Source organism: Candidatus Alkanophaga liquidiphilum (genome assembly GCF_053996935.1).
On record NZ_JBMXYC010000068.1, the window covers coordinates 1 to 10,242 of the forward strand.

Here is a 10,242-nt window from a genome sequence, read left to right on the forward strand (position 1 = left end):
CTTTTATCTCCTCAAGCGTCTCTTTTTCGTCTTCGGTCAGGTAGTCCGCAAATTTTTTTAATTCTTGAATATGGCTTTCAGGCACGTCCACGTAGAGGATGTCTCCCTCTTTTATCTGGCGTCCGACCGTCGGACCGACTATTGAAGTTGAAGCATGCAAAGGCGCAAAGGGCTGACGTAAAAGCTATAGCACACTGCATGAGAGACGAGCATACATACTGCGGCACTCATGCGAAGTCGTCGCCGTAATCCATGCTCAAGACGGCAGACACCCCCTCATGCAACTCATGACATGTGCCGTTTGCCTCGTTGAGGCAGGTCTGAGATGAGCGAGCACGTCGCACCCCTGAAATAGCAGTCACTGTGGAAAGAGTGGAATCGAACGAAGATAAGAAAGTTTCCCAGAACCCACGTTACACGATGCTTGGCGACAATTAACGGGCATCACAGCTTATACTCAGGCTCCATGAAGTAAGGCTTAGGAAGGTCCTCGGGATATTCCGCGTCGGTTATACGTATGCCCGCCCGCATTGCATAGAAGAAGGCGCCGCCAAAGACCTTTTCGTAGGGGTAGCGACCCGCGAACGTTTGAATGACGAGGAAGTCCCCGCCACGCTCGTCCCGCTGGAGGAGCGCGCAAATGACGTAGGGACTCGTAAACGTCGTCGTTACTAAAACATCTTTGCGAGGTCTCACTATGTAATAATACCCTTTAAAACGCTTTTCAACCTCATCAAGCGTCTTCGCCTCCGCAAATTCCCACCTGAAAACCAGAACGTCCTTTATCGGTAAATCTTCCAATTTCATCATACATTGTTTATTTTGCTTAGTTAAAAGCAGTTCACCTACATTTTTAAGCGTATCCCGCTTAAATACCTCTGTGAAAATAAAGGCGAAAGTCGTGCTTGCGGAGGACGACCCTCGGACGCTGGCAGCGGTGTTGAGCCCTGACAACATGGAGGGCATGCGGACTGCCATCGAGGGCGGTGTCGTCGTCACTTATTTCGTAGCTGAGAAAGTAGGCTCGCTTATATTAAGCGTTGATGACTATCTAATGAATGCAAAAGTCGTGAAGGACGTCGGCGCAGTTTTAAAGGCGTTGGAGAAAGGGCGATGAAAGACGTGTGGTTTCACTTCAAAGGGGTTTTGAAGTGTAGTGCGGAGCTTACGGAGGAAGCTGTTAAGGTAATTTCGGAGTTCATAAAGTTTGCGAACGAGGATTTGTTGAAACGTGGCGTGCCACGGAGCCTCGACAAAAGAGAACATGGAGCGGAGATCGAGAGCTGGGAAGTGAGCGGCAAGGAACTTCGTTTTAAAATAAAGTCTGACAGATACGTCAGGGCGCACGACGCAGCTCTACGGCTGAAGAATGCGCTTGCAGGGCGGCTTGGAAGCCTGAAGATAGGGATAAGAGGACTTGAGGTTGAGAATTTCGAGATAATAGCGGACTGGGATTTGCCGGAAGCGCCGAGGATGCCTGAAATTCTCGTGGAGAAGATGAGGCTTGACGACGGGAAGATAACGCTTAAGGTGCGGCTGGAGGACGAAGCTGATCTCAGGAACCGACTGCCCGACCGGATTTTAAGGCTACTGGAGGAGAAGCGGGAGCGGTTGGAGTGGCGAGGGAAAGAGGAGCACTGGGAACTTCTCTGGGAGAGCCCGGAACGCCCGACGTTCTTCGACAAGGACCCAACGCAGGAGATGCAAGAGCGTGGCTGGATCCGGCACGGCGCTGCCCGCGGTCAGTGGATTTACGGACCACAGGTGACAAAAATCTTTAGAACTTTCGAGAAAATCATTGATGAGGTGATTTTGAAGCCTTTGGGCTACGTAGAGATGATTTTCCCGAAGCTCGTGCCATGGGAGGTCTGGAAACGTTCCGGACATGCACGGGCGGTGTATCCTGAGATTTATTACGTCTGCACGCCGAAGACCAGAGACCCGAAATTTTGGGAAGACATCATGGACTACTTCAAAATCACGGGCGAGGTGCCGACACACATGATTATGGAGCGCATCGAGAACATCGGGGGGCTCTGCTATGCGCAATGCCCGCCATTCTGGGTCTTCTTACAGGGCAGGATTCTGAGCGACGCATCGCTTCCAATATGCGTTTTTGACCGCTCAGGCACGTCGCACCGCTACGAGAGCGGCGGGATTCACGGGATAGAGCGTGTTGACGAATTCCATCGCATTGAGCTCGTGTGGCTCGGCACGAAAGAGCAGGTTGTCGAGCACGCCAAAAAGCTTGAGAAACGCTATACTTTCATTTTCGAGGAGATTTTTGAGCTGCGGTGGCGTAAAGCTTGGGTTACGCCGTGGTTCATGGCGCAGGAGGGGCGGCTTGGACTCGCTGAGAAGAAGGAGGTCGGCACCATCGATTTCGAGGCACTTCTCCCCTACAACGGGAAGTGGCTGGAGTTCCAGAACCTCAGCATCAACGGTGACAAATACCCGAAGGGCTTCAACGTGAAACTGCAAAGCGGCAAGGAACTCTGGTCAGGCTGCTCCGGCATTGGCTTGGAGAGATGGACTGCGGTCTTTCTCGCACAAAAGGGTTTTGACGTCGAAAAATGGCCGGAAAGCTTCAGAGAGCGTATTGGCGAGCTTCCGGAGGTCTTTAAATTCGTATGAGGCGGGAGCATGAAAGATTTAGTAAAAAAGTTCTTGGGAGAGGAGAACGAAGAAATATTGGATGCATGGACGCTTTATTTTGAATATGCAAGGGCGGCGAGCAGGCATGGCGGGCTCAGCCGCATGCAGCAAGACGTGGCGAGACGCAAGCTCCAGAAATTTTTGAGGGAGCATGGGCTGGAGATGTTCGATGCTGAAGACGGTTTGAATGTTGACGAGATTGCGATAGCAAGGACACAAGCAGAGATGCAGGAGCATGCTGTGAACTTCTGGGACGTCGTGCTGCTTGCTGAATATGAGCCATTGTGCAGGGCGTTGTTCTCGGAGACGCCCGCTGCCGTCGCCGGCTTGAGGGAGACGCTATTGCTGTTTTTGACAGAGGCGCCTGAGGAGGTGAAGAGTCGTTTTTTTGCGAGGGGGGAAATGGCGGAGCGCGTTTTAAGGAAGATGCTTGATGAGGAGCCGTCGGAGACAAGCGTGCGTCGGGCACTCATTGATTTTTATGTCAAAAAGGGCAGGTTCGAGGATGCCGAAAACGAGTATAAACGTCTCTTGGAGATCAGGGAGGAGCCTGTTTTCTGGTATGACTATGCGTCTCTTTTGGAGGATTTGGGGAAATACGAGGAGGCGTTGCGGGCTTACGAGCGGAGCATCTCGCAAGGTGTACCAGAACACATTTACAGGCACGTGAGAAGTTGTATGAACAGAGTGGAGAAGCTCATGCGGCTCGAAGGTGAAGATGCACGCCGTATAAAGGAGTTCAAAGCTTCAATGGACATCATGGCTAAGGTCAGAGAATCTGTGACGAAGGGAAGTCTTGAAGCGGAGTTCAAAAGGGCGTTTTCCGAATACAAGACGGTGACGGGGCAGCAGAGTTTGGATGCGCATGAGCTTATGGGATTCGTGGATTGGTTCGCATTTGAGAGACGCTTGCCTAATGGCGAGACGCCAGCGATGCTATATGCCAAGATTCACGGGCTTGACGAGGCAATGAGAGAAAAGCTTAAAAACCTGCAGAATAGCGTGAGTGGCGTTTTTGAGGTTGTAGAGCTGGATGCTGACGCCTTTAAGCTCGTCGTGAGAGAGTTGGTTTCGGACAAGGAGTATTTGGTGATTGCGGACCCTGAGGGCATAGAGCAGCAGCAGACGTTTCAGGGAAAGCTCGTGCCGTGGGGCGACTTCTACGTAGTGAGCGGGGCGGTTGTCCACACGAGAGAAGCAAGCGAGAGACTGAGGGAAACTGCAGAGAGGATGAAAAGCGGAGAACTTTTGAGAGAGGCAACTGAAGCTCAAGGAGAGGTGCACAAACGTTTTGTGGAGTTTTTTGGGGGTGCGGAGGCGCTCTTCACAAGCCGGCGGCAATGTGAGCGTGAGTTGAACCGCTTCGTGCGGTGGCACATGTTTGAGAAGCCATTGCCGTCAGGAAGGACGCCGGCAACGCTCTACGAGGAGCGTTACGGTGAGAAGCCGGGCGTGCGGCGGGTGCGACTACCTCAAGTTTTCAACGTCACGAATGACATCGGAGTCATCAGCGATCCGAAGTACGGTATCATCATAATCCCTTACTACGGACTTCTGAAGAGGCTCTTTGAGACCGCAGGCGACGAGGAAATTGAGACGCACCGAAATTACTTGAAGGACGCCCTTGAGAGCGTCGAGCCTTTCGTCCTGCGAAGGTTAATTGAGAGAAACGTGGAACGGGCGGCGAAGATAGTAGGCAAGATTTTCGAGATAGAGTTGCCGTCGTTGTCCGAGGTGGGGGTGGAGACACTTAAAGAAAGGGTGTTCGAGGCGATGCGAGAGCGGCGGGCGGCGGACTGGAATGAGAAACCAACGATGCCGCTGACGCCGTCGAGCATGTATTTCCCGAGAATAAGAATACAAATACCCGCTTAGCTGTGAAGGACATTATGGACATACTTGGTTCAGTAAAAAATATATCAGGTCCCCTCCTTTCCTGGAACCCATGCAGGTGGAGTTTGCAAAGGGCTTGACGCTGCCGTGATGCCGTTGCGTGCGGGTTTAAGTTCGCAAACGATATTTGTGGGCGCTTGTAATGCGCTCTTATGAACAAGAAGCACATCATCGCTGTCGTCCTCGCCACGGTTTTTGCTCTTGTGATAATTCTGGCTTACCAGAGCGTTAAAGTGGACGAAGCGGATATAATTCGCAGAGTGGAGGAAGTAAGGGGCTTAAAGCTTCTGCATGACGTTCCGCACGAATTCGTGAGTCCTGAAGAAATCGGCGAGCAAGTGGGCGGCGGAGTTGACGAGCAGGTCGAGTTGATGTTGAGGGCTTTGTTCATGGCAAGAGAGAACGAGAGCGTCGAGAAGGCAAGCATCGAGCATAAGGCGGAGCACGTCGTCGCCTACTACAACCCGTGGGACAAAGTTTTCGTCATTTCTGAGAGCAAGGCATTTTTGCTGCGAAAAATTCTGCCACACGAATACGTGCATGTTCTCCAAGACCAGCACTTCAACCTCACAAGGCTGCTTTCGAGACGCACTTTCGACGAGCTGATGGCAGCACGGGCGCTCATCGAGGGCGACGCCTGCGTCGCTACCGACCTTTATGAGGGAAAGGAGCCGAGCATCGAGGCTGCCGCTCTCGGAAGAAGCTTGCCTGCAAAAAGCCTTCTCGAAAAGACGCTGGACGCCTTCATGGCGTTCCCCTACGTCGAGGGTAAGATTTTTGTCTCCCGCTTATATGCGGAAGGCGGTTGGGACGCCGTGAACGCCGCCCTTTTAGACCCGCCCACGACGACAGAGCAAATAATCCACCCCGATAAGTATTTCAGCCGAGAACCCCGCAAGAGTGTGATGAACGTTAGACTGCCGCTCGGCGACGATTGGAAGCTAAGCTCGGACGTTCTCGGCGAATTTTTTATAAGGACAATGCTTGAGCTGCACATCGACAAAGAAGCGGCAAAGCAGGCGGCGGCGGGGTGGGGCGGCGATGCCTTCGACTTCTATGCCAACACATCTACGTATTTCTTCGTGCTGAACATCACTTGGGATTCTGTCGCTGACAGGGACGAGTTTTTCGCAGCTTACAATGACATGCTGGCAAGCGTCGGCGGCGAGCCGCTGCTGAACTCCTCAGAGGTTGCCATGTGGGCTGTGGGGGCCAAATACGTATGGGTGCGGAAATCTGAGGAAAGCACCATCATCCTCAGCTCCCCGTGCTCTGACTTGCTGGACGCCTATATCAATGCAACAGGGTTACACGGTCTTGAGGCACTATCGCTTGGGGAAATTATTTATATAGGCTCGATGAAAACACCAGTAAGGCTCGCTTAATGCGAGTCTATGCCCATGGTGGGCATGAGAACTCCACTTCCGTGGAGGATAAGGTGCAAGGGAGGAAAAGGGTGCAGTTTCTCTTTTTCTCTTTTGCATCGCTAAGAAGCGTAAGGTAGAGTAGTATGATGGAAAGGATGAGATATGGGTCAAACGTGCCGGTGTCCGTAGGAGAGACCTACGAGGTAAAAATAGAGAACCTGGGGAGAGAAGGCGACGGTATTGCGAGAATCGAGGGCTTTGTGGTGTTCGTGCCGAACACGAAAGTCGGGGATCGTGTGAAGATAAGAATAACGAAGGTTTCGAGGAAAGTAGCATTCGGAGAAGTCCTAAGATAGAAAGGAAGTATAACTGAAAGAGGCATGAGAGGTATTACATAAACTCAACGCCCTCATGCCTTTTAGTCTCTTCTACGAGTTTTATTTCCCCATATATTTTTTCGTACTTTTCTATGTTCTCCTTCAAGGCTTTCAGCAGCCTTTTTGCGTGCTGCGGTGTTATCGAGACCACTGCTTTCACCTTCCCGACGCTCACGTTCGGCATTATGTGGACAAACGTTAGGCAGAACTCGTCGTCCTTGTGCGTTATCTGTATCATGTTCGAAAACACGGGCTCCAAATTGCTCGGCAGCTCGATCTTTATCTCCTTCTTACTCCCCTTCATGTTCACACCTTGTTGAACCTCATGCTTACTTCCTTCCTGCGAATTTATATATGCGGAGGATTACGATTTGCTTAGTCATTAATGTGCTCGGTGTGCGTGAGGCACGTTGCGGCTCTTACTAAGCTAAACGCGGCGCTCCCCTCTCCGGAAACGGCACGTCCAATGTCATAAGCTCCTCGGCGACGACGACATTCTCAAAAAGCTCTTTCGCTTCCGCTACCAACACGCTTGCGTCTTCCGAATATCGAGGGCTTATGTGCGTGAGGACGAGCATCCGCACGCCCGCTTTTTTTGCGACTTCGGCAGCTTCTACTGCCGTAGAATGCTTGTATTCCGCCGCCAGCTCCTTGAGAGCGTGCGAAAACGTCCCGTCGTGTATCAGAACGTCAGCGCCTCTACTGGCTTCGATGACGCTCTCGCAAGGTCTCGTGTCCCCGGTGTAAACGACTTTGCGTCCGGGTCTCGGCGGTCCGAGCACCTCTTTGGGTTTTATTTCCCTACCGTTCACCACGACGCTCTGCCCGGACTGTAATTTTGAGAACAGCGGTCCTGGCTTTATTCCGAGAGAGATGGCTTTCTCCCTGTTGAACTTCCCGGGACGCATGTCCTCTTCAAGCACATAACCCAAGCTGGGGACGCCGTGCTCCGTTCTTATGGCTCTTATCACGTAGCCGTTTCGGCGGACGACATCGCCGGGCTTCAGTCCAATCGCTCGTATTTTAAAATCTTTGGTGAGATAGACGAGAGAAAGTAAATGATAAAGGAATCTTCCGACCCTTGGCGGTCCGTATATTTCAAGAGGCGCCTTCCGCCCTTGAAAGGCAAGTGTTTGTATGAGTCCAGGGATGCCGAGGACGTGGTCGGCGTGGAAGTGCGTTAAAAAGATGGCGCTGATTTTCATGCCAGTCTTCGCCCGCATCATTTGCTGCTGGGCGCCCTCGCCGCAGTCGAGGAGCAAGAGCTCGCCGCCACGTCGCACGACGAGCGCCGAAGGGTTCCGGTCCGGCGTAGGAAGGGCGCCTCCAGTGCCTAAGAATGTGATGCGGAGCACGGTCATGGGTTTTATGGAAAAAATTAACTCTTTAAGTCTTTTAAGGCTTTTTCGAGCTGGATTCTTTTCTCTATTTGTGCGACGTTGAGTCTCGTCGAGATGATGGCGTCGGGGTTCACGCTTATGGAGTCGATGCCACAGCGCACGAGGAACTCGCAGAAATCCGGATAGACGCTTGGCGCCTGCCCGCAGATGCTGACAGTTCTCCCGTATTCGTGCGCCTTCTTTATGAAATAAGCAATAGCACGCCTCACTGATTCATCCCGCTCATCGAAGAGCGGCGCAAGAGTCTCAGAATCACGGTCGACGCCGAGGACGAGCTGCGTGAGGTCGTTGCTCCCAATGGAGAAGCCATCGACGAGCTCACTGAACTTGTCTACGAGAATTACGTTCGATGGTATTTCACACATCAGCCAAACTTTGAAGTCCTTCCCCCTGCGAAGCCCCTCCTCCTGCATTATCTCAAGCGTCCGCCGCATTTCTCCGACAGTCCTGCAGAATGGCACCATCACCCAGACGTTCTTTAGCCCCAGCTCATCTCTAACCTTCCTCAAAGCTTTTAGCTCAAGACGGAACGCCGGCTCGAAGCGCTCGTCTATGTAGCGAGCGGCACCCCGCCATCCCAACATCGGATTCGCCTCCTCAGCCTCGTATTTCTCGCCACCTTTCAGCTCCCGATACTCGTTAGTCTTGAAGTCGCTGAAACGCATGACCACGGGTCGTGGGTAGAAAGCGGAGGCGACCTTTGCGATGCCGTCCGCAAGCGCATCTATATATTCGTGCTCACGTCCCTCCTCGATGAGTAAGAGCGGGTGCTCGCCGACGTAGCTCGCTATTATGAACTCAACGCGCATGAGCCCGACGCCGTCAACCGGCAGCCTTGCGACCTCCTCTGCCTTTTCAGGCACGCCTAAGTTGCAAAGAATCTTTGTGCCCGTTACCGGGAGTTGTAAGCCAGCGACCGGCGTCGCCGCAGCCGCTGCAGCCGCCGCCTGCTCGGCTTTAATGCCTTGCACCACTCCTCTGTAAACGACGCCTTTTGTTGCGTCCACGGTAATTTCCATGCCGGTGTTCAGCACTTTTGTGGCTTCCTTGCTGCCGACGATTGCAGGGATGCCGAGCTCCCTCGAAACGATTGCAGCGTGGCAAGTCATGCCGCCGTCGTCAGTGATTATCGCACGGGCTTTACGCATCGCCGGCACCCAGTCCGGCGACGTCATCTTCGTCACTAAAATCTCGCCCTCTTTAAACTTGTTGAGCTCTGAGACGTCTTGGATGATGTGAGCCTTACCGTATGCGAAGCCGGGGGATGCCGGCAAACCACGCAGTATGATTTCAGCTTCGGCGGTTTCGCCACATGCTGCAGCTCCCTCCTCAGCAACGCCCTTGATGCTCCAAACGGTTTCAGGTCTTGCCTGCAGGATATAAAGCTCGTCGGTGTCGGCGTCGAGCGCCCATTCTATATCCTGCGGCGTGCCGTAGTGCTTTTCGATGCGAATTGCGTAGTTCGCAAGCGTTTTTATCTGTTCGTCGTCGAGGCACGGCTTTTCGACAAGCTCCGGCTCAACCTCGACCTCCACAGGACCGTCGCCGTCGCCACGCACGAGTTTCTTCTCCTTACGCCCCGTCTGTTTTTCAATTATGCTGAGGTCTAACTTCCTGACGACGAAGCGGTCGGGCGTCACTGTGCCCTGAACAACAAACTCGCCGAACCCCCAAGAGCCCTCAATGACGACGACGTCGGGATTACCAGTTACCGGGTCAATAGTGAACATCACGCCCGCCGCCTTCGCATTCACCATTTTTTGGACTACGCAGCTCAAATACACTTTTAAGTGCTCGAAACCCTTCTCTTCCCGGTAGAAGATGGCCCTTGGTGTGAATAGGGATGAAAATGCTTTTTTAACAGCGTTCAACAGATTCTCCTCGCCTTGAACATCAAGATACGTGTCCTGTTGCCCCGCAAAGCTGGCGCCCGGCAAGTCCTCGGCGGTTGCACTGCTGCGCACTGCCACGTAGGGGCGCTCCACGCCGATTTTCTCGCCCAAAGTCCTGTAATTCTTTACTATTTCGTCCTGTAAATCCGAGGGGAATTCTCCGCCTTCTATCAACGTTCTTATCTCACTCGAAACGTTGTTCAGCTCGTCCGTGTCGTTAACGTCGAGATTCTTCAGAAGTGTCGCTATTTTCTCACCCAACTTGTTGTGGTCGATGAAACGTTTGTAAGCCTCCGCCGTTATCGCAAAGCCGGGAGGCACGGGCACGTCCGTTTTTGACGTAAGCTCGCCGAGATTCGCAGCTTTACCGCCAACGAGGCTTACATCTTCCTTACTAAGTTCCTCAAACCACACTACATACCTCACCGCAGTCCCCCCTTAGCGACTTGGCGACGCTGCTAAAAGCTCGCCTGTTGCAGTAGGCTAAGTCAGAATCCTCCTAGCATGCTTATAAATCTTTCCATACCGCATAACGGACGTGTCCACATAACATAAGCCTACCGCAACCGATTATAGTATAGCATATTACAGAACACGTTCCCGTTTCTAACGGATTAAAGCAGCTAATTGAGAGAAGAGCGTCTTTATCGCTGCTTCA

The 10,242-nt window shown here is 52.6% G+C and carries 9 protein-coding genes; 5 read left to right on the forward strand and 4 right to left on the reverse strand.

Annotated elements, in window-relative coordinates; translation table 11 throughout:
• Positions 1-444: 444 nt before the first annotated feature.
• Positions 445-810, reverse strand: a complete 366-nt coding sequence (locus ACXJJA_RS08810; RefSeq protein ID WP_456487847.1) for a hypothetical protein — start codon at positions 808-810, stop codon at positions 445-447.
• Positions 811-880: 70 nt separating this feature from the next.
• Between ACXJJA_RS08810 and ACXJJA_RS08815 the strand changes: the two genes are divergently transcribed.
• The 5 genes from ACXJJA_RS08815 (at position 881) to ACXJJA_RS08835 (ending at position 6,271) form a co-directional block, all read left to right on the forward strand.
• The gene (locus ACXJJA_RS08815; RefSeq protein ID WP_456487848.1) at positions 881-1,117 is read left to right on the forward strand and encodes a KEOPS complex subunit Pcc1; all 237 of its coding nucleotides are present in this window, start codon (positions 881-883) and stop codon (positions 1,115-1,117) included.
• Positions 1,114-2,634 (forward strand): serine--tRNA ligase, encoded by a 1,521-nt coding sequence (locus tag ACXJJA_RS08820; RefSeq protein ID WP_456487849.1) that lies wholly within the window; start codon positions 1,114-1,116, stop codon positions 2,632-2,634. Before ACXJJA_RS08815 ends, ACXJJA_RS08820 begins: the two co-directional genes overlap by 4 nt.
• A 9-nt stretch (positions 2,635-2,643) precedes the next feature.
• The gene (locus ACXJJA_RS08825; RefSeq protein WP_456487850.1) at positions 2,644-4,530 is read left to right on the forward strand and encodes a tetratricopeptide repeat protein; all 1,887 of its coding nucleotides are present in this window, start codon (positions 2,644-2,646) and stop codon (positions 4,528-4,530) included.
• A gap of 170 nt (positions 4,531-4,700) precedes the next feature.
• Positions 4,701-5,933 (forward strand): hypothetical protein, encoded by a 1,233-nt coding sequence (locus ACXJJA_RS08830; RefSeq protein ID WP_456487851.1) that lies wholly within the window; start codon positions 4,701-4,703, stop codon positions 5,931-5,933.
• A 128-nt stretch (positions 5,934-6,061) separates the two neighbouring features.
• A complete protein-coding gene (locus tag ACXJJA_RS08835) occupies positions 6,062-6,271 on the forward strand; it encodes a TRAM domain-containing RNA chaperone (protein ID WP_456487854.1) in 210 nt (69 codons plus the stop codon).
• Between the two features lie 34 nt (positions 6,272-6,305).
• Here ACXJJA_RS08835 and ACXJJA_RS08840 read toward each other — a convergent pair whose 3' ends face one another.
• The 3 genes from ACXJJA_RS08840 to ppsA all read right to left on the reverse strand — a co-directional run bounded on the left by ACXJJA_RS08840 (position 6,306) and on the right by ppsA (position 10,010).
• Positions 6,306-6,596, reverse strand: coding sequence for a DUF3467 domain-containing protein (locus ACXJJA_RS08840; RefSeq protein ID WP_456487852.1), 291 nt, complete (start codon positions 6,594-6,596; stop codon positions 6,306-6,308).
• Positions 6,597-6,714: 118 nt separating this feature from the next.
• The gene (locus ACXJJA_RS08845) at positions 6,715-7,647 is read right to left on the reverse strand and encodes a ribonuclease Z (protein WP_456487855.1); all 933 of its coding nucleotides are present in this window, start codon (positions 7,645-7,647) and stop codon (positions 6,715-6,717) included.
• A gap of 23 nt (positions 7,648-7,670) precedes the next feature.
• On the reverse strand, positions 7,671-10,010 hold the full coding sequence (ppsA, locus tag ACXJJA_RS08850; protein ID WP_456487853.1) for a phosphoenolpyruvate synthase: 2,340 nt from the start codon (positions 10,008-10,010) through the stop codon (positions 7,671-7,673).
• Between the last annotated feature and the right edge of the window lie 232 nt (positions 10,011-10,242).

Bases quoted from the DNA above. Each gene is read 5' to 3' on its own strand.
- ACXJJA_RS08810 (WP_456487847.1), bottom strand. From the start codon at position 810: ATGATGAAATTGGAAGATTTACCGATAAAGGACGTTCTGGTTTTCAGG.
- ACXJJA_RS08820 (WP_456487849.1), top strand. From the start codon at position 1,114: ATGAAAGACGTGTGGTTTCACTTCAAAGGGGTTTTGAAGTGTAGTGCG.
- ACXJJA_RS08825 (WP_456487850.1), top strand. From the start codon at position 2,644: ATGAAAGATTTAGTAAAAAAGTTCTTGGGAGAGGAGAACGAAGAAATA.
- ACXJJA_RS08830 (WP_456487851.1), top strand. From the start codon at position 4,701: ATGAACAAGAAGCACATCATCGCTGTCGTCCTCGCCACGGTTTTTGCT.
- ACXJJA_RS08835 (WP_456487854.1), top strand. From the start codon at position 6,062: ATGGAAAGGATGAGATATGGGTCAAACGTGCCGGTGTCCGTAGGAGAG.
- ACXJJA_RS08840 (WP_456487852.1), bottom strand. From the start codon at position 6,596: ATGAAGGGGAGTAAGAAGGAGATAAAGATCGAGCTGCCGAGCAATTTG.